This window comes from Dechloromonas aromatica RCB, assembly GCF_000012425.1.
Genome location: NC_007298.1, coordinates 4,214,908 through 4,240,581 on the forward strand (window position 1 = coordinate 4,214,908; position 25,674 = coordinate 4,240,581).

Annotated in this window: 23 protein-coding genes, 1 pseudogene and 1 riboswitch; of the genes and pseudogenes, 10 read left to right on the top strand and 14 right to left on the bottom strand. The window is 59.8% G+C overall.

Annotated elements, in window-relative coordinates; translation table 11 throughout:
• Window positions 1–175 precede the first annotated feature (175 nt).
• Complete coding sequence (locus DARO_RS19995; RefSeq protein ID WP_083761560.1) at window positions 176–691, bottom strand: Spy/CpxP family protein refolding chaperone; 516 nt, start codon at window positions 689–691, stop codon at window positions 176–178.
• A 212-nt stretch (window positions 692–903) separates the two neighbouring features.
• On the bottom strand, window positions 904–2,820 hold the full coding sequence (gene thiC / locus DARO_RS20000) for a phosphomethylpyrimidine synthase ThiC (RefSeq protein ID WP_011289644.1): 1,917 nt from the start codon (window positions 2,818–2,820) through the stop codon (window positions 904–906).
• Between the two features lie 53 nt (window positions 2,821–2,873).
• Window positions 2,874–2,970, bottom strand: a riboswitch (TPP riboswitch).
• 123 nt (window positions 2,971–3,093) lie between these two features.
• Between thiC and DARO_RS20005 the strand changes: the two genes are divergently transcribed.
• The 5 genes from DARO_RS20005 to DARO_RS20025 are packed head-to-tail and all read left to right on the top strand — an operon-like array spanning window position 3,094 to window position 7,607.
• The gene (locus tag DARO_RS20005) at window positions 3,094–4,539 is read left to right on the top strand and encodes a carbonic anhydrase family protein (RefSeq protein WP_011289645.1); all 1,446 of its coding nucleotides are present in this window, start codon (window positions 3,094–3,096) and stop codon (window positions 4,537–4,539) included.
• A gap of 53 nt (window positions 4,540–4,592) precedes the next feature.
• On the top strand, window positions 4,593–5,237 hold the full coding sequence (locus DARO_RS20010; protein WP_011289646.1) for a TetR/AcrR family transcriptional regulator: 645 nt from the start codon (window positions 4,593–4,595) through the stop codon (window positions 5,235–5,237).
• Between the two features lie 60 nt (window positions 5,238–5,297).
• Entirely contained in the window at window positions 5,298–5,951 is a 654-nt protein-coding gene (locus DARO_RS20015; protein ID WP_011289647.1) for a protein-L-isoaspartate O-methyltransferase family protein, read from the top strand.
• Window positions 5,951–6,274, top strand: coding sequence for a rhodanese-like domain-containing protein (locus DARO_RS20020; RefSeq protein WP_011289648.1), 324 nt, complete (start codon window positions 5,951–5,953; stop codon window positions 6,272–6,274). The genes DARO_RS20015 and DARO_RS20020 overlap by 1 nt, the downstream gene beginning before the upstream one ends.
• A 7-nt stretch (window positions 6,275–6,281) precedes the next feature.
• Window positions 6,282–7,607, top strand: a complete 1,326-nt coding sequence (locus tag DARO_RS20025; RefSeq protein ID WP_011289649.1) for a TolC family outer membrane protein — start codon at window positions 6,282–6,284, stop codon at window positions 7,605–7,607.
• Here DARO_RS20025 and waaA read toward each other — a convergent pair.
• Window positions 7,573–8,832, bottom strand: coding sequence for a lipid IV(A) 3-deoxy-D-manno-octulosonic acid transferase (gene waaA, locus DARO_RS20030; protein ID WP_011289650.1), 1,260 nt, complete (start codon window positions 8,830–8,832; stop codon window positions 7,573–7,575). The two genes, DARO_RS20025 and waaA, sit on opposite strands and share 35 nt — an antisense overlap.
• Window positions 8,832–9,785, bottom strand: a complete 954-nt coding sequence (gene waaC / locus DARO_RS20035) for a lipopolysaccharide heptosyltransferase I (RefSeq protein WP_011289651.1) — start codon at window positions 9,783–9,785, stop codon at window positions 8,832–8,834. Before waaC ends, waaA begins: the two co-directional genes overlap by 1 nt.
• Before the next feature lie 39 nt (window positions 9,786–9,824).
• On the opposite strand from waaC, the gene DARO_RS20040 reads away from it, so the two are divergent.
• Genes DARO_RS20040 through DARO_RS20055 form a run of 4 tightly spaced genes read left to right on the top strand, consistent with a single transcriptional unit; the run spans window position 9,825 to window position 14,302 of the window.
• A complete protein-coding gene (locus DARO_RS20040; RefSeq protein WP_011289652.1) occupies window positions 9,825–10,595 on the top strand; it encodes a glycosyltransferase family 2 protein in 771 nt (256 codons plus the stop codon).
• Window positions 10,596–10,626: 31 nt separating this feature from the next.
• Window positions 10,627–11,634 (top strand): NAD-dependent epimerase, encoded by a 1,008-nt coding sequence (locus tag DARO_RS20045; RefSeq protein WP_011289653.1) that lies wholly within the window; start codon window positions 10,627–10,629, stop codon window positions 11,632–11,634.
• Between the two features lie 9 nt (window positions 11,635–11,643).
• The gene (gene glmS / locus DARO_RS20050) at window positions 11,644–13,467 is read left to right on the top strand and encodes a glutamine--fructose-6-phosphate transaminase (isomerizing) (protein WP_011289654.1); all 1,824 of its coding nucleotides are present in this window, start codon (window positions 11,644–11,646) and stop codon (window positions 13,465–13,467) included.
• Between the two features lie 4 nt (window positions 13,468–13,471).
• Window positions 13,472–14,302 carry a symmetrical bis(5'-nucleosyl)-tetraphosphatase gene (locus DARO_RS20055; protein WP_011289655.1) on the top strand — a complete coding sequence of 277 codons (831 nt, stop codon included), beginning with the start codon at window positions 13,472–13,474 and terminating at the stop codon, window positions 14,300–14,302.
• A 190-nt stretch (window positions 14,303–14,492) separates the two neighbouring features.
• On the opposite strand, the pseudogene DARO_RS23400 reads toward DARO_RS20055, so the two are convergent.
• From DARO_RS23400 to DARO_RS20100, 9 genes and pseudogenes are all read right to left on the bottom strand, one after another.
• Window positions 14,493–14,870: pseudogene (locus DARO_RS23400) on the bottom strand (lysophospholipid acyltransferase family protein); the annotation flags it as partial.
• A gap of 152 nt (window positions 14,871–15,022) precedes the next feature.
• Window positions 15,023–15,775 carry a GNAT family N-acyltransferase gene (locus tag DARO_RS20065; RefSeq protein WP_011289657.1) on the bottom strand — a complete coding sequence of 251 codons (753 nt, stop codon included), beginning with the start codon at window positions 15,773–15,775 and terminating at the stop codon, window positions 15,023–15,025.
• Between the two features lie 95 nt (window positions 15,776–15,870).
• Entirely contained in the window at window positions 15,871–16,803 is a 933-nt protein-coding gene (locus DARO_RS20070) for a carbohydrate kinase family protein (protein WP_011289658.1), read from the bottom strand.
• Between the two features lie 6 nt (window positions 16,804–16,809).
• Window positions 16,810–17,883, bottom strand: a complete 1,074-nt coding sequence (locus tag DARO_RS20075; protein ID WP_011289659.1) for a DUF3426 domain-containing protein — start codon at window positions 17,881–17,883, stop codon at window positions 16,810–16,812.
• A complete protein-coding gene (prmA, locus tag DARO_RS20080; protein WP_011289660.1) occupies window positions 17,859–18,749 on the bottom strand; it encodes a 50S ribosomal protein L11 methyltransferase in 891 nt (296 codons plus the stop codon). The genes DARO_RS20075 and prmA overlap by 25 nt, the downstream gene beginning before the upstream one ends.
• A gap of 3 nt (window positions 18,750–18,752) precedes the next feature.
• Window positions 18,753–20,111: an acetyl-CoA carboxylase biotin carboxylase subunit gene (gene accC / locus DARO_RS20085; protein WP_011289661.1), complete on the bottom strand. Its 1,359-nt coding sequence runs from the start codon at window positions 20,109–20,111 to the stop codon at window positions 18,753–18,755.
• A 10-nt stretch (window positions 20,112–20,121) separates the two neighbouring features.
• Window positions 20,122–20,574 carry an acetyl-CoA carboxylase biotin carboxyl carrier protein gene (gene accB, locus DARO_RS20090; protein ID WP_041224563.1) on the bottom strand — a complete coding sequence of 151 codons (453 nt, stop codon included), beginning with the start codon at window positions 20,572–20,574 and terminating at the stop codon, window positions 20,122–20,124.
• A gap of 55 nt (window positions 20,575–20,629) precedes the next feature.
• Window positions 20,630–21,109, bottom strand: a complete 480-nt coding sequence (gene aroQ / locus DARO_RS20095; RefSeq protein ID WP_041224564.1) for a type II 3-dehydroquinate dehydratase — start codon at window positions 21,107–21,109, stop codon at window positions 20,630–20,632.
• A 39-nt stretch (window positions 21,110–21,148) separates the two neighbouring features.
• The gene (locus tag DARO_RS20100) at window positions 21,149–21,739 is read right to left on the bottom strand and encodes a hypothetical protein (protein WP_011289664.1); all 591 of its coding nucleotides are present in this window, start codon (window positions 21,737–21,739) and stop codon (window positions 21,149–21,151) included.
• Between the two features lie 50 nt (window positions 21,740–21,789).
• On the opposite strand from DARO_RS20100, the gene mpl reads away from it, so the two are divergent.
• Window positions 21,790–23,136, top strand: coding sequence for a UDP-N-acetylmuramate:L-alanyl-gamma-D-glutamyl-meso-diaminopimelate ligase (gene mpl / locus DARO_RS20105; protein ID WP_011289665.1), 1,347 nt, complete (start codon window positions 21,790–21,792; stop codon window positions 23,134–23,136).
• Window positions 23,137–23,234: 98 nt separating this feature from the next.
• Here the strand turns inward: mpl and DARO_RS20110 are convergent, their stop codons facing one another.
• Entirely contained in the window at window positions 23,235–25,511 is a 2,277-nt protein-coding gene (locus tag DARO_RS20110; protein ID WP_011289666.1) for an NADP-dependent malic enzyme, read from the bottom strand.
• Between the last annotated feature and the right edge of the window lie 163 nt (window positions 25,512–25,674).

A 25,674-nucleotide genomic window follows, 5' to 3' on the forward strand; every position in this document is an offset into this window, starting at 1 on the left:
CACGTCGGCACCCTTGAAAACGATAGGTATCTCATCCCGATATTTTCACAGCCTGCGATCTTCACAGGCGTTAAACGATGTAAAAAGGCCCGCCGCGACCACTCGTTGAGCCGGGGCGGGCAAGGGGGGAGGCAGGGTGGCCGACGCCGGCGCGGCGCCGGCCAAAAGCTATGATTCAGCGCCCGGGAGGCGGCTGGTGGCGTTCATCGCCGCGGCCACGAGGACCGTCGCCACGATTTTCCATCGGCGGCTCGCCTAGTGCCTTTCGATCGGCCAGCAGCTTGCGCTGTTCCGGCGTCAGCACCTCGTACACCAGGCGCTCTGCCTTGGCCCGCGCCAGTGACATCTCGCTCATCGCCTTGGCCGCATCATTGGCCAACTCGCGCGCCTTCGGCTCGCTGTACTCCGGCGACAACACCAGCTTACGCAAATTCTCTTCCGCATTGCGCACTGCCTTGCCCTTGTCGCGCATGGCCGGCATCTGGCCGTGCATGATTTCGAACACCTGGTCACACTGCGCTTCGCTCAAATTCAGCGAATGCAGATAGGGCGGCATTTTCCCGCCCTCCATCCCGGGCCCGACACCACAGGCCGAAGCTCGTTGATTCACCGCCAACGCAAGCAACGGCACCGCCAGGGAAACACCTGCAGCAAGCAAAAACCGCTTCCAACTCAACCTGGGCAAATCCATATCTCATCCTTTCGCTTGGGGATTCGGGCAGCGCCCGACGACAGGACGAATACTCCATCCCAGGCCGGTTAAGCGATGTCAGGGAGATGTAAATGGTCGTAAATGAGGTTTCTGCAATTTATTTCAGGGGGTTTGCCTGAGACATCGTCGACAAAAAGAAAAAGGCGGCTGAATCAGCCGCCTTTCCTTTTTTCCAAGCCGCTTGGCGAGATTTAGATCTTGCTATAAACCTCAGCGCCGGCCTTCACAAACTCAACCGATTTCACTTCCATCCCCTTCTCCAGGGCAGCCGCTTCATCCAGCCCTTGCTGTGCAGCGAACTCCCGGACTTCCTGGGTGATCTTCATCGAACAGAAGTGCGGGCCGCACATGGAGCAGAAGTGAGCGACCTTGGCTGATTCCTTGGGCAGGGTTTCGTCGTGGAATTCGCGCGCCTTGTCCGGGTCGAGGCCGAGGTTGAACTGGTCATCCCAGCGGAATTCGAAGCGTGCCTTGGAAAGCGCGTTGTCGCGGATCTGCGCGCCGGGATGGCCCTTGGCGAGGTCGGCGGCGTGGGCGGCGAGCTTGTAGGTGATGATGCCTTCCTTGACGTCATCCTTGTCGGGCAGGCCAAGGTGCTCTTTCGGCGTGACGTAACAGAGCATGGCAGTGCCGTACCAGCCGATCATCGCGGCACCGATGCCGCTGGTGATGTGGTCGTAGCCCGGTGCAATATCGGTGGTCAAGGGACCGAGGGTGTAGAACGGAGCTTCGTCGCAATGCTTGAGCTGGAGGTCCATGTTTTCCTTGATCATGTGCATCGGCACATGACCCGGGCCTTCGATGATGACCTGAACGTCGTGCTTCCAGGCAATTTTGGTCAGTTCGCCCAGCGTCTCCAATTCGCCGAGTTGCGCTTCGTCGTTGGCATCGTAGATAGAACCGGGACGCAGGCCGTCGCCGAGGCTGAAGGCGACGTCGTAGGCCTTCATGATTTCGCAGATTTCCTCGAAATGCGTGTAGAGGAAGCTTTCCTTGTGATGGGCCAGACACCACTTGGCCATGATCGAGCCACCGCGGGAAACGATGCCGGTCAGGCGGTTGGCGGTCATCGGCACATAGCGGAGCAAGACGCCGGCGTGGATGGTGAAGTAGTCGACGCCCTGTTCGGCCTGTTCGATCAGTGTGTCGCGGAAGATTTCCCAGGTCAGGTCTTCGGCCTTGCCGTTAACCTTTTCCAGCGCCTGATAGATCGGCACCGTGCCGATTGGCACCGGGCTGTTACGGATGATCCATTCACGCGTTTCGTGAATGTTCTTGCCGGTGGACAGGTCCATCACCGTGTCGCCGCCCCAGCGGATCGACCAGGTCATCTTTTCGACTTCTTCCTGAATCGAGGAGCCGAGCGCCGAGTTGCCGATGTTGGCATTGATCTTGACCAGGAAATTGCGGCCGATGATCATCGGCTCGCTTTCCGGGTGGTTGATGTTGTTCGGGATGATGGCGCGGCCGCGGGCGATTTCGCTGCGGACGAATTCCGGGGTGATTTCTTCCGGAATGCTGGCGCCGAAATCCTGGCCCTTGTGCTGGCGGCCGAGAATGTCGGCCATCCGGTTACCCATCGGGCCGGTGGCCTTCAGGCTTTCAATGTAAGCGCGGCGGTTGTTGTTCTCGCGGATGGCGACGTATTCCATCTCCGGCGTGATGATGCCCCGGCGGGCGTAGTGCATCTGCGAAACGTTCTGACCGGCCTTGGCGCGCAGCGGCTTGCGGTGCAGGCCGGGGAAGCGCAGTTCGTCGAGTTTTGGGTCGGCGGCACGCTGGCGGCCGAACTCGGAACTCAAATCGGCCAGCGCCTCGACATCGCCGCGCTCGGCAATCCACTGGGCACGCAGCGCCGGCAGGCCGGAACGGATGTCGATCTTGGCGGCCGGGTCGGAATAGGGGCCGGAGCAGTCATAGACGTAGATCGGCGGGTTCTTTTCTCCACCGAAGGCGGTCGGCGTGTCGTCCTGCGACACTTCGCGCATCGGCACCCGAATATCCGGGCGCGAACCTTCAACGTAGATTTTGCGGGAATTGGGCAGCGGCTGGACTGCAGCCTCGTCGACGTGGGCGTTGGCGGCGAGGAATTGTTCGGTGGCGTTCATTGAAGCTCCATGCATTTTGTAGCAGGTAAGACGGGCAAGGAGCGATCTGGTTCCAACGACAGAGTTCGTTTCCCTACGACGGCATGACCCGGTCAGGTTCGAAGGGTAATTCTCAGCCAAGTTTTGCGGTTGGCACCCCTAACGAGTGGGCTGCAAGTTACTGGAAATACAGGCAAAATGCAAGGAATGACAAAGTGCGCTCAAGATTTGCAGAAATCAGCCGAAATATCTTGGACAAGCCGCGGAATACTAAAGAAAAATGAGGGAACCAAGATGCGCCACCTGATCATCGCCAGCCTGCTGGCCGCCCTGCCTTGGGCTGCTTCGGCTGCCCCAACCTGGCAAACCATCTCGTCAGAACCGGGCAAGCGCATCGAGATCGACCGCACCAGCCTGAAGCGCGAAGGGAGCACCGTGCAGGCTCAAGGGCGCATCGTCCTTGAAAAAGAGCTGACTGACGCAAAATCAGGCGCCGGCTACCGGGTCATCGAAGCAATTACCCGCTACGACTGCAACACGCGCAACGCCAACACGATCAAACGCATTTTCAAGAAAAACGAAAACGAAGTCATCCGCGAGGAAGAAATCAAGGGCTCCGACCTCCCGGTACGCACCGGCACGCTGGACGACAAGGTATTGCGTGAAGTCTGCCGCCCGCCGAAGGAAAGCCCGGCAGAACTGGCCAAAAAAGCCAATGAAGCAGCTGGCGAACTGAAGGCTGCCAACGACGCGCTGCTCAAGAAGGAAATGGCCAAGGCCGAAAAGCCGGCAACCATCAAGGCCAGCGATGTGCCGGACAAGGAAGCGGAACACGGCGCCATTCCCTCGATCCGCCCAAACCTGAAGGCAGCAACGGAAAGCGCCAAGGAGACGGCACCAGCCCCAACGCCGGCAGCTGCGCCGGCCAAAGCAGTGGCCCCGGCAAAAGCGGCGACCGTCGTCGTGCACACCACCCCAGCCCCAGCGCCCAAAGCCAGGAAGCCAGCCAGGTCTGAAGGCTATATGCTGGAATTGACTCATTCCGAACCTGCCGCACAGCACGCCCAAATTCACTGGGCCTACGATGGTGCCGGCGCCCCGGAAAACTGGCCCAATCTCGACCCGAAGAACAAGGTGTGCGCGATCGGCGAGCGCCAGTCACCAATCGACATCAAGGACGGCATCAAGGTCGACCTGGAGCCGATCAAGTTCAAGTACCAGCCCTCTACCTTCAGGATCGTCGACAACGGCCATACCGTGCAGGTTGAAGTCGGCGATGGCTCGATTTCTCTGACCGGCAAAACCTATGAACTGGTCCAGTTCCACTTCCATCGCCCGTCTGAAGAAAAGGTAAACGGCCAGCGCTTCGACATGGTCGTCCATCTGGTGCACAAGTCGGATGACGGGCAACTCGCTGTTGTCGCCGTGCTGCTCGAACGTGGTACCGAGAACCCCTTCATCCAGACGCTGTGGAACAACATGCCACTGGAAAAGAACATGGCCGTTGCCCCTCCGACGACTACCATCGATCTGAACACCCTGCTACCAGCTACCCGCAACTACTACACCTACATGGGCTCGCTGACCACGCCACCGTGCTCCGAAGGGGTGCTGTGGCTGGTCATGAAACAACCGGTGCAAGTTTCGCAGGATCAGATCAACATTTTCAGCCGCCTGTACAAAAACAACGCCCGGCCGATCCAGCCCTCCGGCGGACGCCTGATCAAGGAAGGCCGTTGACCTGAAACGAGGCAGAGTGGTAACTTAATGACCAACGAGTCATTAAGTTACCCATGTCAGCAATACCCGCCCCCCGCAAACGTCGCAAGGAAGACCGCCCATCGGAACTTCTTGGTGCAGCCCTCCATTTGTTTGTTGAAAAAGGCTTCACCGCGACCCGACTGGAAGATGTCGCTGCCAAGGCGGGGGTTTCGAAGGGTACGCTGTATCTCTATTACGAGAACAAGGAAGCCTTGTTCAAGGCAGTGATCCAGGAAGGTGTAATTCCGATCATCGCCGAAAATGAAGCCATCGCGGCCAAGCACACGAGCAGCAGCTTCGATCTGCTGGAAAAACTGCTCGATAACTGGTGGACGAAAATCGGCCAGACGGCTTTTGCCGGCATTCCGAAATTGATGGTGGCCGAGGCCAGGAACTTTCCCGAGCTGGCGACTTTCTATTACGAAAATGTCATCAACCGCAGCCGGGCGCTGGTCGGATCAACACTGCGCCGCGGCATGAACAGCGGCGAATTCCGGCCGATGGACGTTGAAACAACGATCGACGTGCTCATTGCACCGATCCTGATGCTGCTGATCTGGCGTTTTTCAATGAACTGCTGCCAAGGCAGCCAAACCGATCCGCAGCAGTATCTGCAGATCCATATGGACATACTGCGGCAAGGTTTGCGCAGGCTGGAAAAAGAGAGTCAGGTATAATTTTGATTTGTCGGAACCTATATATTAGCTTGTGCTAATATTATGCCTGCGGAGACCCAAATGAACATCGAGCAAGCGCGCTTCAACATGATCGAACAGCAGATCCGACCCTGGGAGGTTCTGGATCCGCAGGTTCTCGACCTGCTCTTCGTCGTCAAGCGCGAAGACTTCACCCCCCCGGCCTATCGCAACCTGGCCTTTGCCGACATGGAAATCCCGCTGGGCGGTGGCCAAGTCATGCTGGCACCAAAGATCGAAGCCAAGATGCTGCAGGAACTGGTGCTCAAGAAAACCGACAAGGTGCTCGAAATCGGTACCGGCAGCGGTTATATGGCCGCCCTGCTGGCTGCCCGCGCCGAGCACGTCGTCACCGTTGAATCTCGCCCTGAACTGGCCGCTATCGCCAAGGAAAACCTTGAACGCGCCGGCGTTGCCAATGTCACGCTCGAAGTTGGCAATGGTGCCGAAGGCTGGTCGCAGCGCGGCCCCTACGATGCCATCGTCGTCTCTGGCTCCCTGCCGACCGTGCCTGCCAGCCTGCTCAAGCAATTGCGCGTCGGCGGCCGCCTGGCTGTCGTCGTCGGCGAAGCACCGGTCATGGAAGCCCAACTGATCACCTGCACGGGTGAAGGCATCTATAACACCGTCAACCTGTTCGAAACTGTCATTCCAGCCCTTGACGGTATCGAAACCAAGGCCAGCTTCACTTTCTGATGAAACAGGTTCGCGCTCAACAACTGGCAGAATGGCTGGCCGACGAAGCCCGGCCCAAGCCCGTTCTGCTGGATGTGCGCGAACCGTGGGAACTCGAACTCTGCCAACTGGAAGGTTCGCAGCATATTCCCATGCATCTGGTCCCGACCCGCTGCGACGAAATTGACTCGACGCAGGATGTGGTCGTGATCTGTCATCACGGCGGCCGCAGCATGCAGGTCGCCATGTTTCTTGAGCGCAAGGGCTTTGGTGCCGTATACAACCTGATGGGCGGTGTCGAGGCCTGGGCTGGCGAAGTCGACCCGACCATGCGTCGTTATTGAGGAAGGCATGAAAAAACTCGCTTGGCTGATCGTTTCGCCGCTGCTCGCCTCCCCACTCTTTGCCGCCGACCTGATGCAGGTTTATCGCGACGCGCAGGACAACGATCCGACCTTTGCCACCGCCCGGGCAACGCTCGATGCCGGACGTGAAAAGTCGCCACAGGCACGCGCCGGGTTATTACCCAGCCTGACCTTGTCCGGCAACACCGTGTGGAACGAGAATGAACTCTCGGCCCACAACGGACCGACCATCGCCAAGCCGCACTACAACTCCAACGGTTACCAACTGACGCTCAGCCAGCCGCTGTTCCGCTGGCAAAACTGGGTTTCCTACGACCAATCGAAGCTGCAGGTTGCCCAGGCTGAAGCCAATTTCGTTCAGGCCCGACAAGACCTGATCCTGCGTGTCTCACAAGCCTATTTCGACGTGGTTTATGCCGTCGAAAACCTGAAGGCAGTTGGCGCCAACAAGGCCGCCATTGCCCAGCAACTCGAGTCAGCCAAGAAGAATTTCGAAGTCGGCACCGCGACCATCACCGATACGCACGAGGCACAAGCCCGTTACGATCTGGCGATCGCTCAGGAAATTGCCGCCGAAAGCGATTATGAAATCCGCCAACGCGCCTTGCAGGCCATCATCGGCAAAGAGCCGGGGCCACTGGCGACGACGCGCAAGGATGCCGAGCTATCGCCGCCGCAGCCAAACGACATGAAACAGTGGGTGGCAGCCGCCGAAAAGGACAGCATCACGGTTCAGGTGCAACAGGCCAATGCCGACATCGCAGCCCGTGAAGTCGACAAACAACGGGCTGGACACTATCCGACCGTAGACCTGGTCGCCAACCAGGGCTATTCAAAGAACTACGCCTCGACTTTCGGCGTCTATGACACCGATTTCAAGAACGTCGGCGTTCAAGTCAATATTCCGCTGTTTCAGGGCGGCCTGACCGTTTCGCGTCAACGTGAAGCGGCCGCCAATCGTGGCGCGGCGCAATCCGCACTCGAAACGGCTCGCCGCGGTGCCGCATTGTCTGCGCAGCAATACTATCTCGGCGTAAGCAATGGGCTGGCCCAGGTCAGAGCCCTGAAAGCCGCGTTAATCTCATCACAATCAGCACTGGAATCGAACAAGCTGGGCTACGAAGTCGGCGTTCGCATCAACATCGACGTGCTGAACGCCGAAAACCAGGTCTACGTCACGCGACGCGATCTGGCCAAAGCCACACTGGATACGCTGATGTCGCAACTGCGTCTGAAGGCAGCAACCGGCTCATTGGGCGAAGATGATGTCGCCCAGATCAACGCCCTGCTCGACCCGTCCACCGCTCAATAAGCGTCAGTATCCGCTCTGCTGCGCCTTGATGCGCGCAGGCAAACGCGCTGGCCGCGGCGCGCATCGCCGCCAATTCAGCCGGCCCGTTTAACAGGCGCTCGACCGCGGCCCCAAGCATTTCCGAATTCTCAACACGTTGCGCAGCACCGGCAACGATGGCATCTTCAGTCGCCTGCAGGAAATTGAAGGTATGCGGCCCGACAAGCACCGGGCATCCGCAAGCGGCCGCCTCGATCAGGTTCTGCCCGCCCAGCGGCAGCAAACTGCCGCCGATAAAGGACAAGTCGGCCAGCGTGAAGTAAGCGGCCATTTCGCCCATGCTGTCACCAAGCCAGATTTGCGTATCAGGGGCCGGCAGGCCGGTACTCCGCCGGGAACTGCGCCCCCCTTGCTGTTTCAGCAAATCAGCCACCTCGTCAAAGCGTTGCGGATGGCGCGGCACCAGCACCAGCAGCGCCCCCGGAATGGCGACACGACGCCACGCCTCAAGCACCAGCATTTCCTCGCCCTCACGCGTGCTCGCCGCCAGCCAGACAGGGCGCTGGCCGATCGCCTGTCGCCATGCCTGCCCCAACGCGATCTTGTCGGCCGGCGGGGTAACATCAAATTTCAGGTTGCCGCAGACTTCGACCGTCTTCGCCCCTAGGGTGACGATGCGTTCAGCATCCCCGCGAGTCTGTGCTGCCACACCGCTCAGCGAGGTAAAGGCCGGACCGACCAAGCCCAAAAAACGACCATAACCACGGGCTGAACGAACCGACAGGCGCGCATTGGCCAACACCACTGGAACACCTTGCTGCTTGGCGCCGGCCAGCAGATTGGGCCAGATTTCAGTTTCCATCAACACGCCAAAGGCGGGCGAGAAATGCCGCAGAAAGCGGGCCACGGCGCCCGGATAATCATAGGGCAGGTAAGCCTGAACGACCTTGTCACCATAGACCTCCAGCCCCGCTGCCCGCCCGGTCGGGGTCATGCCGGTCAGCAGGATGCGATGCTCGGGCCAGCGGCTCCGCAGCCCCTCGATCAAGGGCTGGGCAGCGCGGGTTTCACCCACCGACACGGCATGCACCCAGATCAGCTTGGCCGGCGCAGACTGAGGATAGAAACCGTAGCGCTCGCCGAGGTTTGCCAGATACTCGGGTTGCTTACGGCCTCGCCACAGCAAACGCAGCCAGATCAGCGGCGTAATCAGATAGAGCAGCAGCGAGTAGGCGATGCGCGCCATCAGCCAAGCGCCATTTGCAATTCGCCAAGCACGGCGTCGGGCGACGGGATCTGTTTTTTACCACCAAGATTGCGATAAAAACCAGCCCCGAGCACCCCGGTCAAGTCAGGATCGGTGGCGGTATAAAGAGCCACCGTGGGCACCTTCAAGGCCACCGCCAAATGGGTCAGACCGGTATCGACACCAACGGCGGCTCGGGCTCCGGCGAGCAGCGAAGCCAGGTCGGGAATGCTCATCGCCGGAGCAGCCACCGCGCCGGGAATGCCGGCCGCCAGCCGGCCAGCTCGCTCCCGTTCGACCGCACTGCCGCCGGGCAGCACGGAGCTCAAACCCAGCGAGTTCAAACGCGCCCCCAAACTCAGCCAGTTCGCTTCCGGCCACAACTTGTCATCGCGGCTGGTCGCTGTCAGGAAAACGACAAAAGGCCGATGCGGCAACCAGTCGAACCCTGCAGCACCAGCTTCGATACCGTAGTCGAGTTCAGACTCGGCAGCATAGCCCAGCGCCGCTGCGGCCAAACGACGATTGCGCGCGACGGCGTGCAGTTCCCGTGAAACGTGAAAGCGACGGTCATAGCAGCGCGCCGCAATCGGCTCCCGAGCCGAGTCTGCCGCATAGCCCAGGACAGGCCCATTCGCCTGGCTGGCGATCAGTGCACTTTTCAGCAGGCCTTGCGTGTCGATCACGGCATCGTAAGCGCGAACCTGCAAGAGACGCCGGAATTCGGCAATCTCCCGCCAGGTATCAGTCTTCAGCAGATTCTTCCGCCAGCGCCGGATGGCCACCGGAATGATTGTTCCGACACCGGGATGCAGACGCGGAATAGCCGCAAAACTCTCCTCGACGCACCAGTCGATTTCGGCATCCGGAAAATGCCGTCGGATATCGCTAACCACCGGCAAATTGTGGATGACGTCGCCGAGCGAGGAAGTTTTCACGATCAGAATGCGCATCGGCGGATAAAATCACGGCTTTCGAAGCCGCAATTATAAATGCCCGCCACGCGCCAGCCGCTTTCCGTTGCAATCATCACGCTCAACGCCGCCTCCCAGCTGGAGGACTGCCTGAAGAGTGCTGGCTTTGCCGACGAAATTGTTGTCGTCGATTCCGGCAGCACGGATGGCACACAGGCGCTGGCTGAACGCTACGGCGCTCGCGTCATCGAACAGGCATGGCTGGGTTTCGGGCCGCAAAAGCAATTCGCAGTCGACACCGCCAGCCACGACTGGGTTCTCTGCCTCGATGCCGACGAAAGGGTGTCGCCGGAATTGCAGGCGGCCATCGAAAATGCCCTGCAATCGCCGCCGAGCGCAGCATTCCGATTTGCCCGCTGCAACCGCTTCCTTGGTCGCTACCTGAAGTACGGCGAGGGCTATCCGGACTGGTCGCTGCGTCTTTTCGACCGCCGCCAGGCAGGCTGGTCCGACGACGCCGTCCATGAAAAGGTAATCGCCAACGGCGCTGTCGGCACCCTGAAAGGCGATCTGCTGCACGACTCAGCCGAAACCCTCGCCATCTATCTCGGCAAGCAAAACCGCTATACGACACTAGCGGCCGAAATGGCCGCCGCGGCAGGCAAGCGCGCCTCGTTCGCGCGCCTCGCCTTCAGCCCGATCATCCGCTTCATCAAGTTTTACCTGGTCCGCCAGGGCTTTCGTGATGGCCTGCCCGGCCTGATTCACATCGCCATCGGCTGTTTCAACAGCTTCATGAAATATGCCAAACTCTTTGAAAAACAGCGATCAAATGCTGCACTGCGGTAAAATCGCATGACTCTCTCCCCAAGGTGATTCCGTGAAAATTCTCGTGACCGGCGCTGCCGGATTCATCGGCATGACTACCTCGCTGCGCCTGCTGGCCCGCGGCGATGAGGTGGTCGGTCTCGACAACATGAACGACTACTACGAAGTGTCGCTCAAGGAAAACCGTCTGAAGCGCCTGACTGCCCTCCCCGGCTTCCGCTTCGTCAAACTGGATGTGGGCGACCGGGCCGGCATGGAAAAGCTGTTTGCCGACGAGAAATTCGACAAGGTCATCCACCTCGCCGCCCAGGCCGGCGTCCGCTATTCGATCCAGAACCCGCACGCCTACGTCGATAGCAATCTGGTCGGCTTCATCAATATTCTTGAAGGTTGCCGCCACCACAAGGTTCAGCATCTGGTTTACGCCTCCAGTTCCAGCGTCTATGGCGGCAACACCAAGATGCCCTTCTCCGAGCACGATAGCGTCGACCACCCGGTCAGCCTTTACGCCGCAACCAAGAAGGCCAACGAGCTGATGGCCCACACCTACAGCCACCTCTATGGCTTGCCGACGACCGGCCTGCGCTTCTTCACGGTCTATGGCCCGTGGGGACGTCCGGACATGGCGCTCTTCCTGTTCACCAAGGCCATCCTCGAAGGCCGGCCGATCGATGTCTTCAACCACGGCAACATGAAACGCGACTTCACCTACGTAGACGACATCGTCGAAGGTGTCATCCGCGTGATGGATCGCAATGCCGCGGCCAATGCCGAATACGACTCGCTCTCCGCCGATCCGGCGACCAGCAATGCCCCCTACCGGGTGTTCAACATCGGCAACAACAATCCGGTGCAGTTGCTCGACTTCATCGGCGCCATCGAAACCGCCCTTGGCCAGAAGGCCGAAAAGCGCCTGTTGCCGCTGCAGGACGGCGATGTCCCTGCCACCTACGCCAACACCGATCTGCTCAATGACTGGGTCGGCTTCGTCCCTGGCACCTCCGTTCAGGAAGGTGTCAGCAAATTCATCGCGTGGTATCGCGACTACTACAAGGTTTAAGGATTCGTTATGTGTGGCATCGTCGCGGCAGCCGCCGGCAAAAATATCGTCCCTGTCCTCGTCGAAGGGCTGAAGAAGCTCGAATACCGCGGCTATGATTCGGCTGGTCTGGCCGTCATCGGCAGCACCGCGATCGAACGCGTCCGTTCGGTCGGCCGGGTGGCCGAGCTGGAAATCGCCTCGGCCAGCACCAGCTCCGTCACCGGGATCGCCCACACCCGCTGGGCGACGCATGGCATCCCCTGCGAGCGCAATGCCCATCCACACGTTTCCGGCTCCATCGCCGTTGTCCATAACGGCATCATCGAGAACTACGAGTCCCTGCGCACTGAACTGAGCGCCCAAGGCTATGTCTTCACCTCGGACACCGACACCGAAAGCATCGCCCACCTGATCCAGGCGACGCTGAAGAGCGAGCCCGATCTCTTCAAGGCTGTGCAACTTGCCTGCCGTCGTCTGGTCGGTGCCTACGCGATCGCCGTCATCGACCACAATCAGCCCGGCAAGGTGGTCGTTTCCCGCGAAGGCTCGCCGCTCCTGCTCGGCGTCTCGGATACCGGCAACTACGCGGCCTCAGATGCCTCGGCCCTGCTGCAAGTCACCCGCAACATGGTCTATCTGGAAAATGGTGACATTGCCGAGTTGACCGCAAGCAGCGTCAAGATCACCCGCCTCGATGGCACACCGGTGGAACGCCCGGTTCATGTTTCCCAGCTGTCGGCCGCCGCGGTCGAGCTCGGCAACTACCAGCACTACATGCAGAAGGAAATCTTCGAGCAGCCGGAAGCACTGGCCAACACGCTGGAAATCGTCGGTGGCAGCAAGACCATACAGCCCGGTATTTTCGGCGCAGAAGCCGGCAATATGCTCGCCGATGTCGACTCAATCCTCATTCTTGCCTGCGGCACCAGCAGCCATTCCGGCTACACCGCCCGCTACTGGCTCGAAGCCATTGCCGGCGTGCCGTGCAATGTTGAAATCGCCAGCGAATACCGCTACCGCACCTCGGTCGCCAATCCGCGCCAGCTGATCGTCGCCATCTCCCAGTCCGGTGAAACCGCTGACACGCTGGCAGCCCTGCGTCACGCCAAGTCGCTGGGCCAGACCAAGACCCTGGCCATCTGCAACGTGCCGGAATCCGCCATTGTCCGCGAATGCGCGCTGCGCTTCATCACCCGCGCCGGCCCGGAAATCGGCGTCGCCTCGACCAAGGCCTTCACCACCCAGCTCGCCGCCCTCTTCTTGCTGACGCTGGTCATGACCAAGGTCAAGGGCCGCCTGACTCAGGATCAGGAAAGCGCCTTTATCGACCAGTTGCGTCACCTGCCAGTGGCCGTCAACAAAGTGCTTGAGCTAGAGGACGAGATCAAGGCTTGGGCCCAGCGTTTTGCCGACAAGCATCACGCCCTGTTCCTCGGGCGTGGCCGGCATTACCCGATCGCCATGGAAGGCGCACTAAAGCTCAAGGAAATCTCCTATATCCACGCCGAGGCTTATCCAGCCGGCGAACTGAAGCATGGTCCGCTGGCGCTGGTTGATGCCAACATGCCGGTTATTTCCGTTGCGCCCAACGATCAGTTGCTCGACAAGCTGAAGTCCAATCTCAAGGAAGTTCAGGCCCGCGGCGGCGAACTCTACGTTTTTGCCGATGCCGATTCGGAAATCCAGGAATCCGAAGGCGTGCACGTCCTGCGTTTACCGGAACACTACGGCGAACTGTCGCCAATTCTGCACGTCATTCCCTTGCAATTGCTCTCCTACCACGCTGCCCTGGTCAAAGGAACCGATGTGGACAAACCGCGCAATCTCGCGAAATCGGTGACCGTCGAGTAATCAAATGGCCACTTATGCCATCGGCGACATTCAGGGCTGCTACGACTCGCTGCAACGACTTCTCGAGCGCTGCGCCTTCGACCCCGCCAGCGACCGGCTCTGGCTAGTCGGTGACCTGGTCAATCGTGGCCCGAAATCCCTGGCCACACTACGTCTGATCAAGTCCCTGGGGCCGGCCGCGCTGACCGTTCTCGGCAATCACGACCTCTACCTGCTGATGGTCGCCGAGGGTGGCGCCAAGTTTCGCGGCAAGGACGACACGCTGCAGGAAATCCTCGACGCGCCGGACTGTGCCGAGTTGCTCGATTGGCTGCGTCACCAGCCGATCTGCCACACCGAAGGCGAGTACTGCCTCGTGCATGCCGGGCTGCTGCCGCAATGGACAGCTTCGCGCGCCCGCGAACTGGCCCGCGAAGTCGAAATTACGTTGCAAGGGCCTGATTTCCGCGAATTCATCCTGAACCTGTGGGGCAGTGAACCGGCCGGCTGGTCGGATAACCTGTCAGGCTGGGCTCGCTTGCGCGTCATCGTCAACGCGATGACCCGGATGCGTTTCTGTACGCTGGACGGGGTCATGGAATTCAAGGTCAAGGGCAAGCTGTCGAATGCCCCCGCCGGCCACATCCCCTGGTTCGACCTGCCTGACCGGAAAAGTGCCAAATCGGTACTGGTCACCGGCCACTGGTCGGCCCTCGGCCTGAAAGTCACGCCAAATCTGCTGGCACTGGACTCCGGTTGCCTGTGGGGCGGCCATCTGACTGCGGTTCGGCTGGAAGACCGTCAGGTATTTCAAGTGGACTGCTCACCAACGGAAGCCCTGCCGCTAAAGCGATAGCTTCACGCGCATCTGCCGCCACCTGTTTGCGATCCTCACCATTCAGACCACGCAGCGGTGTGGTCACCAGTCGGGCAATCAGGCGTTTGCGGCCGAGAATTGCCGATGTGCACTGGCCCATGGAAATCTCGCCATCGTAACGCGGCGCCAGACTGCGCTGGCCATCCAACTCCCAATAGGAAATGGCCACCGGTAACACCGGCCGGCCGGCAGCCAGCGCCGGCTGAATCAGTGCTGCGTGAAAATGCAACAGGCTCCGACCATCGGTAGTCGTTCCTTCGGGAAAGACTGCCACATGCTTGCCCTTATCCAGAATTTCAGCCACTTGCTGGTTGATGATCCTGGCGTGACCGCGGCTGCCTCGACGCAGAAAGACCGTGTCGTTCTTTGCTGCCAGCCAGCCGATCAGCGGCCAGTGGCGTACCTCTTCCTTCGACACGAAAGCAGCGGGCAGGGCTGCATTAATCACGTAGATATCGATCCACGAGATATGGTTGGCGACGATCAGCGCACCAGGAACGGCATGCGTCAGGTCGGCCTCGACCTCGACGCCCAAGGCATCAAGCAAGGCGGCCGACCAGCTGGCTTTCAGGGCCAGACGCTGGCGGTCACTGCAGAGCGGAAAAACACACAGCGAAAAGAGCGCCCCGCTGATGACCAGCAGGGCGATGCGGAAAATCCGGAAGGCGCGAATCGCTAAGTTGGTTTGGTTCAGACTACTTATCCCAGATAGTGCTTGGCGTAACGACCGGAAACCTTGGCCATCGGCATCAGGATCGGCAGGTCGGCCGTGTTGAAATCAGGATCCCATGCCGGCTCACCGCAAATCCAGGCCCCCGCACGGAGGTAGCCTTTGATCAACGGCGGGGTTTCGGCCGGGCGATCCTGCTTCAGGGCAGCCAGCGGCAGCGGACAACGCGGGAAAACGCGATATTCCTGCGGCCCGAGGTGATCGGCAGCCAGACGATTATACAAGCTGGCCGCAGCATGGCCGCCATCGGCCATGCTGATCGAGGCGCAGCCCATCAGGTAGTCGTAGCCGTTCTCGACCATGAACTGGGCCAGACCCGACCAAAGCAGGGTGATCGTGGCCCCGGTGCGGTAATCCGGGTGGACGCAGGAGCGGCCGATCTCAACGAGGCGCGAACGCAGGTGCTGAAGGCGGGTCAGGTCAAATTCATTTTCGGAGTAGTAGCCGACCTGGCGAGCGTTTTCCGGTGTCAGGATGCGGTAGGTACCGACGATTTCGCCACTCTGCGTATCGCGCACGACCAAGTGCTGGCAATACGGATCGTAAATATCGTGATCGACGCCCGGCGTCCGGCTGGGCAGGTTGGCGCCCATTTCACCGGCAAACACGCGGTAGCGCAGGCGTTGCGCATCGAGGATATCGCTCTGGCTGCGGGCAAAACCAACAGCCAGACTCTTCTTTTCGGGACGGCTGCGACCCGCAGCCTTATGGATATTTTCCATCTTTGTTCTCCTTGTATTCGTGGAGAACAAGTCTGGATGAGCCTTGTTACAAGCGCTTTGCCCGAAAATGACAGCGATGTTTCAGAAAATACGCCTTACCAGGGCAGTGAGCCAAAAGCCTTGCGGTAACGCTCGGCAATCTCTTCGCGGCTCGGCTGGTGGTTCTGGCCACCACGGTGGGCAATCTTGATCGCGCCCATCACCGCCGCCAAGCGGCCGGTTGTCGGCCAGTCGAAACCATTGGCAATGCCGTAGAGCAGGCCGGAACGGTAGGCATCGCCGCAGCCCGTCGGATCAAGAATTTCGTCGGCCGTGACGCAAGGGATATCGTGACGCTGGCCATCGGTGTAGATTTCCGAGCCTTCACCACCGCGCGTCACGATCAGGGCCTTCAAATTACCAGCCAGTTGTTCGAGGCTACGCCCGGTGCGGTCGCACAGCAGCTTGGCCTCGTAATCGTTGAAGCAGGCGTAATCGGCCAGCTGAATGAAATCGAGCAGCTCGTCGCCATTGAACATCGGCAGACCCTGGCCCGGATCGAAAATGAACGGCACGTTGGCATCGGCAAAGTCACGGGCGTGCTGCATCATGCCTTCGCGGCCATCCGGCGCCACAATGCCGAGCTTGGCATTGGCACTTTCAACCTTGTTCAGATGCGAAAACGTCATCGCTCCTGGATGGAAAGCGGTGATCTGGTTGTCGTCGAGGTCGGTCGTGATGAAAGCCTGCGCCGTGAAGCTGCCGCCGATCTGGCGAACATGGCTCCGTGACAGGCCAAGCCTGTCGAGCCGATCAAGATAGGGCGCGGCATCATCGCCAACGGTGGCCATGATCGTCGGATTGCCGCCAAGCAGCATCAGGTTATAGGCGATGTTGCCGGCACAGCCGCCGAATTCACGACGCATCTCGGGAACCAGGAAGGCCACATTCAGGATGTGGATCTGCTCAGGCAGGATGTGGTTCTTGAAGCGGTCCGGGAAGACCATGATGTTGTCGAAAGCCAGGGAACCACAGATCAGTGTCGTCATAAAGAATCAGGGATAGAAGATGTAAAGGCGATAGCCGGAGGCGCCGATTTCCTTGGCCTCGATCCATAGTCGGACAGCAACTTCGCCGTTGGCCGGGAAATGATCGGAAGCCGTGCCGGGCGGCAAGTATTCGGCAGCGTACATGACCCGTCGGGAAACAACGGAATCGTTGGTATCGGTCAGGCTCAGCTCAAGCGCTGGCCAGGCCTGGGGGTGATCGGCCCGGTTTTTCAGGGTCGCCTGCAACACGAACAGGCCACGGGCGTTATCGGATTGCAGATCGGAGGTTTCAATGGAAACCAGGGCCGGATTACGCGGTAGCGGAATGTCGACCGAAACCAGCTGATACAGAGACGCCGCACTTGGCATCCGCAAAACGATCTCACTGCGGAAGTAGTAAAGCAATTGCCCAAGCAGGGCGACGATCAACAGAATCGAGACCAGCACGAAAGGCCAGACCGCCCGCTTGGCCGACTCACTGGCGAAGCCACCCAATCCATCGCTGGCCAGCGTACCGGCAGCCCAGCGATTGTAGGCCGTCGTATCGTTCAGTTCCCGTGCCGCAACGAGGCCGGCGTCACGCGCCGCCTGGGTCGACTCTTCGGGGGTTTCCTGGCTATCTTCCGGCAACGTGTCGTCGCATGGGGCTTGCAGTTCACTCCCCGGCACGCTTTCGGGCTCGGACTCGCCAGGCGCTGTCAGTGCATTGGGCTCGGCAGGCACTTCGCTGTCGATGATCTCAAGCGGCAGGACTTCAATAACTTCTTCAAATGGCTCTTCGACCAGAGTATCAACCTGCTCCGCCAACTCCGGCTCAGGTTCGACTGCTAGCTCTTCAAGAGCAGCTTCCGGCTCCGTCTGCAGTTGCTCGACTAGCGAAGCTTCTTCCTCAGGAGGCGGTGAATTGACTTCCGGCTCGTCGGTGTCAGATAGCCATTGATCAAACGCATTGAAGACCGACTGGCAATGTCCACAACGGACCTTGCCGGCCTTGCGACGCAACTGCTCGGACGTGACCCGGAAAACCGTGCCGCAATCCGGGCAGCGGGTCCGCATCAGGGCTTGATCCCGGCCAGACATACCCAGTCTTCACGCACATCGGCTACTTGCAGCGGAATCCACTGCGCGTAGATGGCGATGATTTCGTCGATCTGCTCGCGCAGGATACCGGACAAGGCCAACTTGCCGCCCGGGCGGACATGCGCACAAATGGCAGGCGCGAGCACACGCAAGGGATTGGACAGGATGTTGGCAACAACCACATCGTACTCGCCAGCGACCGGCGTCGCCGAATCAGCAAACAACGCTGTCACGCCATTGCGCTCGGCATTGGCGCGCGCCGCCTCAACGGCCTGCGGATCGATATCGACACCTGCGACATGGCCGGCCCCCAGGCGCGCCGCAGCAATGGCCAGAATGCCTGAGCCACAGCCGTAATCAAGTACCGTGCAAGCTTCGGAGACATTGCGCTCCAGCCATTCCAGACAAAGCCGGGTGGTCGGATGCGAGCCGGTTCCAAAAGCCATGCCGGGGTCGAGGATCAGGTTAACCGCAGCCGGATCGGGAGTTTCATGCCAGGAAGGAACAATCCACAGGCGCTCCGAGACACGGATCGGGTCGAACTGCGACTGGGTTAGCTGGACCCAGTTCTGCTCGGCGACGTTCTCGACAGAATATGCCGGGATTTCAGACAAGCCGATGGCAGCCCCCGCCTCAGCAAGGAGGGCCTCGATATCCGCATCCGGTTCGAGCAACACGACAACGCGCGAATGCATCCAGCCCGGTGTATTTACCGAACCCGGTTCGCCAAACTGCGGCTGCTCGTCCGGCGTGCCGGCATCGGCATCCTCAATGCTGGCCGATAGCGCCCCCGCTTCGAGAAGTGCATCGCACATCGGCTCAGCATGGGACACATCGGTCAGAAAACTGACATTTTGCCAGCCCATCGCCTAAGCCTTCACTTCGCCCTTGTCGGCGAGTTTCTGTTCAAGGTAGTGGATGCTGGTGCCGCCCTCAACAAAACGGGCGTCCTGCATCAGTTCCTGGTGCAACGGGATGTTGGTCTTGATGCCCTGGATGCTCATCTCGGACAAGGCGATGCGCATGCGACGAATGGCCTGCTCGCGAGTATCACCATAGGAAATCACCTTGGCAACCATCGAGTCGTAATGCGACGGCACCTTGTAACCCTGATAAATGTGCGAATCAACGCGGATACCTGGGCCACCCGGTGGGTGATAAAACGTGATATTGCCGGGAGATGGCACGAACGTGAAGGGATCTTCGGCGTTAATACGGCACTCGATGGCATGGCCACGGCAGACAATGTCCTTCTGCTTGTAGCGCAGCTTTTCGCCAAAGGCGACGCGAATCTGTTCCTGAACGATATCGACGCCAGTGATCATCTCGGTCACCGGATGCTCAACCTGAACACGGGTGTTCATTTCGATGAAATAGAACTCGTTGTTCTCGTAAAGGAATTCGAAGGTACCTGCACCACGGTAACCGATCTTGCGACAGGCTTCGGCGCAGCGCTCGCCAATACGGTTGATCAGGCGCGGCGCGATGTGCGGTGCCGGTGCCTCTTCAATCACCTTCTGGTGACGACGCTGCATGGAGCAATCGCGCTCGCCCAGATAAATGGCGCTGCCATGCTGGTCGGCCAGCACCTGGATTTCCACGTGACGCGGATTTTCCAGATACTTTTCCATATAGACCGCAGGGTTGCCGAAAAAGCTGCCGGCTTCCTGCTTGGTCATTTGCACGGCATTGACCAGGGCAGCCTCGGTATGAACGACGCGCATGCCGCGACCACCGCCACCACCGGCGGCCTTGATGATCACTGGATAACCCACCGCACGGGCGATCTTGACGATTTCCTTAGGGTCATCCGGCAACTCGCCCTCGGAACCTGGAACGCAGGGCACACCGGCCACTTTCATCGCATCCTTGGCCGACACCTTGTCGCCCATCAGGCGAATGGTTTCGGCCTTCGGGCCGATAAAGACGAAGCCGGAGGTTTCAACGCGCTCGGCAAAGTCGGCATTCTCGGACAGGAAGCCATAACCCGGGTGAATCGCCTGGGCATCGGTGACTTCTGCCGCCGAAATGATCGCCGGAACGTTCAGGTAGCTGAGGGCAGAAGAAGCCGGGCCGATACAGACCGACTCGTCGGCCAGTTTGACGTACTTGGCATCACGATCGGCCTCGGAGTGCACGACCACAGTCTTGATGCCAAGCTCGCGGCAGGCACGCTGGATACGCAGCGCGATTTCGCCCCGGTTGGCAATGAGGATTTTTTCAAACATGATGGGCCACTCAGCCGATCACGAACAGCGGTTCGCCAAATTCGACAGGTTCGCCGTTATCGAGAAGAATGGCCTTGACCACACCAGAGGCATCGGCTTCGATTTCGTTGAGCAATTTCATCGCTTCGATGATGCACAGGGTTTCGCCCTGCTTGACGGTCTGACCGACTTGCACGAAAGCATCGGCACCCGGCGACGGCGAACGGTAGAAGGTGCCGACCATCGGCGACTTGACGACGTGGCCTTCCGGCAGTTCGTCTTCGTCATCGAGATTAACCGTGGAAGCAGCCGGAGCACCGGCCACCATCGGGGGCGGTGCAGCATAGTATTGCTGCGGCGCGGCAACGGCAGCACCGTAGTGCTTGGCGATACGAACCTTTTCTTCGCCTTCGGTCACTTCCAGCTCGGAAATACCGGATTCCTGAACGAGGTCGATGAGTTTCTTGAGTTTACGCAGATCCATGGGAACTCCCTTCTGTTTTGCGCCCGTTGGGTGCAAGAAGCCGGCCGAAGCCGGACTATTCAATATTAAGCTTGTTAAGCATGTATTCGAGGGCCAACAGGTAGCCCTCATGACCCAGCCCGCAGATGACGCCGACAGCCAGGTCCGAAAAATACGAGTGATGCCGGAATGGCTCCCGGGCATGCACATTGGAAAGATGTACCTCGACGAACGGAATCGCTACCGCCGCCAAAGCATCGCGCAGCGCCACGCTGGTATGCGTATAAGCCGCAGGATTAATAATGATGGTACGGACACCCTGTTCACGAGCCGCATGGATGCGCTCGATCAGCGCACCTTCATGATTGCTCTGGAAGGATTCCAGCTCAACGCCGGCACCTTCGGCCATGCGGGCCAGCGCCATGTTGATATCCGACAGGGTAACCCGGCCATAATGCTCCGGCTCACGGGTGCCAAGCAGGTTCAGATTCGGCCCGTGCATTACCAGAACGCGGGGCTTATCGACCGACTTGGAAGCAGTTTTTCGCTTCGTCATAGCTGCAAGTTTGCCGTAAATCGCAACAACTTGTCCAGTCTAATCCTTTAGCAGGGCACGCAGTGCTTCTGCCCGGATGCGCTCATGCGGACGGCCATCGCGATGCTTCATGCTGACCCGCTCCATGTGCGGCGGCAAGATCACCAGATTGGCATCGGCCGTATCTGTTTCCATTTGCAGCACTGCCTCGACCCGCTCATTGCGTGCTTCGACATGGGAAACGTCGATCCCGCGGTTGAGCAGGAAGATCTCGACCTCTTTGGCACTATCGGCAAAAAGCAGGATATCGATATGCGAATGCTCACCCGCCGTCCCATCCAGCACGGAACCGGTCAGGTAAGGCTGAAAATCCGCCAGCAGGTCGAGCAGCTCCAGCGCGGTATGACGCAAGGCAGCGATCAACTCGACATGGTCTTCACCCTGATAAAGGGTCCGGTAGGCGCGCAATTCGGCCTCGACCTCGGCATTGTCGGGAAACGCCGAATGTTCGGGGACCCCCAACTGGCGGGCCGCCTTCTTCTTGGCGTGGTGATAGTCGGTAATGCCATCCTCGGCCATCAGGCGAGCGGCGGCGCTGGCAATGCTGGCCCGGATACCGGTACTCGGGCGTTGCTTTTCATGACGGGTCATGGGGACTCGATCAAGGTAAAATCCCCTCCATTCTAACGGCTCAATGTGACATGCACATTCATATTCTCGGTATCTGCGGCACCTTCATGGGTGGCGTTGCGCAACTGGCGGTTGATTCCGGCCACAAAGTCACCGGCTGCGATGCCAATGTATATCCGCCGATGAGTGACCAGTTACGCGGCGCCGGCATCGAACTGATTGAAGGCTTCGACACGGCCCAACTCGCCCTCGCCCCGGACATGTTCGTGATCGGCAACGCCATTTCACGCGGCAACCCGCTGCTCGAAGCCATTCTCGACAAGGGTCTGCCCTATGTTTCCGGCCCGCAATGGCTGGCCGAGAATGTGCTGCAGGGCCGCTGGGTGCTTGGCGTTGCCGGCACCCACGGCAAGACGACCACCGCCTCGATGCTGGCCTGGATACTTGAAGATGCCAACATGGCCCCCGGCTTCCTGATCGGCGGCGTACCGCTGAACTTCGGGGTATCTGCCCGCCTGGGTGACACGCCATTTTTCGTCATCGAAGCCGACGAGTACGACACGGCCTTCTGCGACAAGCGTTCGAAATTCGTTCACTACCATCCGCGAACCGTTGTCCTGAACAATCTTGAGTTTGATCACGCCGATATTTTCAGCGATCTGGCGGCGATCGAGACGCAATTCCATCACCTTGTGCGCACCTTGCCACAAAGCGGGCTGATTGTTTCCAATGCCGCCGAAGCCAGCCTCGACCGCGTGCTGGCGCGTGGCTGCTGGACACCGGTCGAGCGCTTCAACGATCCAGCCGGTTATCGCGTGACCGGCGACGATGCGCGGGGTGAACTCGTGCTACATGGCCCGGAGGGTGTGATTGGCCGCACACGCTGGAATCTCTCCGGCGAACACAATCGCGCCAATGCCTGTGCCGCCTTGCTCGCTGCCCGCCATGTCGGCGTCTCGCTGGCCCATGGCCTCGATGCACTGTCCCGCTTCGTCAATGTCAAACGCCGCATGGAAGTCCGTGGCGAAGTACGTGGCGTCACGGTGTATGACGATTTCGCCCACCACCCAACGGCCATCGCCACCACCGTCGCCGGCCTGCGCCGCAAGGTCGGCAATGCCCGCATTCTGGCCGTGCTGGAGCCACGCTCGAACACGATGAAGCTGGGCACGATGAAGTCGCAGTTGCCGGATAGCCTGCGCGAAGTTGATGCAGCTTTCTGCTACGCCGGCAACCTCGGCTGGGATGCCCGCGAAGCACTGGCACCGATGGGCGAACGCGCCATCGTCGAGGAAAATCTGGACCGACTGGTTGACCAGATCGTCATTGCCGCACAACCGGGCGATCATATCCTGGTCATGAGCAACGGCGGCTTTGGCGGCATCCACGGCAAGATTCTGGCCGGGCTCACCGAGTAAAACAGCGACAGGCCGTACTTCCAGGCACAATCAGAAAAAACCGAAAATAAAAAAGGCGCGGTGAGGCTTCCCTCCCGCGCCTTTTTGTTACGGCTGGTTTAGCGCTCCATCGACTCCACAACTGCCAGAGCGGTCATATTGACCAGACGACGGACGGTGGCCGTCGAGGTCAGCACATGCGCCGGACGGGCCGCACCGAGCAGGATGGGGCCGATGGTCACGCCTTCGCCACCGGTCATCTTGATCAGGTTGTAGGAGATATTGGCGGCATCGATGTTCGGCATGACCAGCAGATTGGCTTCACCCTTGAGCGGTGAATCCGGATTCGCTTCACGGCGCAGATCTTCATTCAGCGCCGAGTCACCATGCATTTCGCCATCCACTTCCAGCTCACCGGCCGACATGGCGGAGACCAGACCAGCGGCAATGCTCATCTTGCGTGCCGATTCGGAATTGGCGGAACCGAAATTGGAATGCGACAGCAGCGCCACCTTCGGATGGCTACCGAAACGCTTGACCTGTTCGGCCGCCATCAGCGTCATTTCGGCAATTTCCTGGGCATTCGGATTTTCGTTCACATGCGTATCGCAGATAAACAGCGAGCGGCCCGGCAGCATCAGGTAGTTCATTGCTGCCAGCGTGCTGACACCGGCGCGCTTGCCGATGATCTGGCTGATTACGCCGAGATGGTGGCTATATTGTCCAGTCATGCCGCAGATCATGCCGTCGGCGTAGCCGAGCTTGAGCAGCATGGCGCCGATCACGGTCGGCTTGCGGCGCATGGCTTCCTTGGCGATGGCCGGGGTAATGCCCTGACGCGCCATGGCCTTGTGGTAGGCGGTCCAGCATTCGCGATAGCGCTCGTCGGACTCCGGATTGACGACATCGAAGTCGACACCCGGCTGGATGCGCAGCTTGGCCTTTTCGAGGCGGTGCGCGATCACTTCCGGACGACCGATCAGGATCGGACGCGCGAACTTCTCTTCGATCACCACCTGGGCAGCGCGCAGGACGCGTTCATCTTCACCTTCGGCGAAAATGATGCGCTTGCCCTTGGCCTGACGGGCGGCCTGGAAGATGGCCCGCATGCCGACACCGGTGTGATAAACGAATTCAGACAACTTGGCGCGATAGGCAGCCCAGTCGGTGATCGGACGGGTTGCGACACCGGAATCCATGGCGGCCTGAGCGACGGCCGGCGCGATCTTGACGATCAGACGCGGGTCGAAAGGCTTGGGGATCAGGTATTCCGGGCCGAAAGACAGATCAGCGCCCGGATAGGCCATGGCGACTTCGTCAGTCACTTCAGCTTCGGCCAGTTCAGCGATGGCACGGACGGAAGCCATCTTCATTTCTTCGGTAATACGCGTGGCGCCGACATCGAGCGCGCCGCGGAAGATGAACGGGAAGCACAGAACGTTATTGACCTGGTTTACGTAGTCAGAACGGCCGGTGGCGATAATGGCGTCCGGGCGAACTTCCTTGACCAGTTCCGGCATGATTTCCGGGGTCGGGTTGGCCAGCGCAAAGACCATCGGCTTGTCGGCCATGGCCTTGACCATGTCCTGCTTGACGACGCCGGCAGCGGACAGGCCGAGGAAGATATCGGCACCAACCAGCGCCTCGCCAAGGGTACGCTTGTCGGTATTCTGGGCGTAGCGGGCCTTGGTCTCGTCCATGCCGCCCGGGCGACCAACGTAGATGACGCCCTTGGAGTCACAAATGGTGATGTTCTCGCGCTTGACGCCGAGCTCACACCACAGGTTGACGCAGGAGATGGCGGCCGCACCGGCACCGGAAACGACGACCTTGACCTGGTCGATCTTCTTGCCGACGACCTTCAGGCCGTTGAGCATGGCGGCGCCGGAAATGATCGCGGTGCCGTGCTGGTCGTCATGGAAGACCGGGATGTTCATCCGCGCCTTGAGCTTCTCTTCGATGTAGAAGCATTCCGGCGCCTTGATGTCTTCAAGGTTGATACCGCCGAGCGTCGGCTCGAGGGCGGCGATCATGTCGATCAGCTTGTCCGGATCGTTCTCGGCCAGTTCGATGTCGAACACGTCAATACCGGCAAATTTCTTGAACAGGCAGCCTTTGCCTTCCATGACCGGCTTGGAAGCGAGCGGGCCGATATTGCCAAGGCCAAGCACGGCAGTACCGTTGGTCACAACCCCCACCAGATTGGCGCGCGAGGTATACCAGGCAGCAGTGGCCGGATCTTCGACGATCGCATCGCAGGCGGCGGCAACACCCGGAGAGTAGGCCAGCGCCAGATCGCGCTGGTTGGTCAGGCCCTTGGTCGGGCGGACGGAAATCTTGCCCGGGGTGGGCCAGCGATGGTATTCGAGAGCGGCTTCGCGCAGATCCTTTTCCACGGATTCTCCTTGGCAATCGGTATTAGGGAAAACCCGTTAGGTTACTCCAAAGGTTCACTGGCTGGAAGCGTAATTATGAATTACAGCAATATCTACGTGTAATCCGAAGCCGGTCATAAAAAGGGCGCGCTCATCGACGCACCCCGGCTGGCAACTTCCCGGG